Source organism: Burkholderia sp. Ac-20384 (genome assembly GCF_017104605.1).
GTDB lineage: Bacteria > Pseudomonadota > Gammaproteobacteria > Burkholderiales > Burkholderiaceae > Burkholderia > Burkholderia lata.
Genome location: NZ_JAAGPE010000715.1, coordinates 1 through 703 on the forward strand (window position 1 = coordinate 1; position 703 = coordinate 703).

1 protein-coding gene is annotated in these 703 nt (G+C 72.3%); it reads left to right on the plus strand.

Going from position 1 to position 703, the window contains the following annotated elements; translation table 11 throughout:
* Positions 1–703 (plus strand): DUF5682 family protein (locus G3O00_RS42980; protein ID WP_241025620.1); only part of this gene is annotated, 703 nt, incomplete at both ends.

Here is a 703-nt window from a genome sequence, read left to right on the forward strand (position 1 = left end):
TCGGTGCGCGACGAACTGGCCGCGCTGGGCAGCGGGCTGCGCGGCACGCTGACGCTCGACCTGCTGACGGACGAAGGGCGTGCGCGCAGCCGCGTGCTGCACCGGCTGGCGCTGCTGCGCGTGCCCGGCATCGTGCGCCGCCAGGGCGCGCAACTGGCGATGTCGGGTGAGCGCGACGAGGTCTGGCAGCTCGGCGAGCCGCTCGAGCAGCAGGCGGCGCTGATCGAAGCCGGTGCGTGGGGCGCGACGCTGGCTGACGCGGCACGCGCGCGGCTCGAGGACGAATTGCGCCAGGCCGGCGGTCGCATCGCACCGCTCGCGGATGGCCTAAACCGTGCCGCGTGGGCCGGACTGGCGGCACTGAGCGACCAGTTGCTGGATACGCTGCGTGATGCAGTCGCGCGCGAACAGCGCTTCGAGTCGCTCGCACCGGCGCTCGGCAACCTGTACACGCTGCTGCGTCATGGCCATCTGCTCGGCATGAACGATGCGCCGGTGTTGCGGATCGTCGTCGAAGCCGGTTTCGATCGCGCGCTATGGTTGCTGGAGCCGGCCGCCGCGCTGGCGCCGGCCGATCTCGATGCGCATGTGCAGGGGCACGTCGCGCTGCGCCGGATCGTGGCCGATGTGCTGGCCGGCGCCGATGGTGATGCTCATGCGCCGCTCACGATCGAACCGTTGCGCGCGCTGGCCGTCTGGCGGC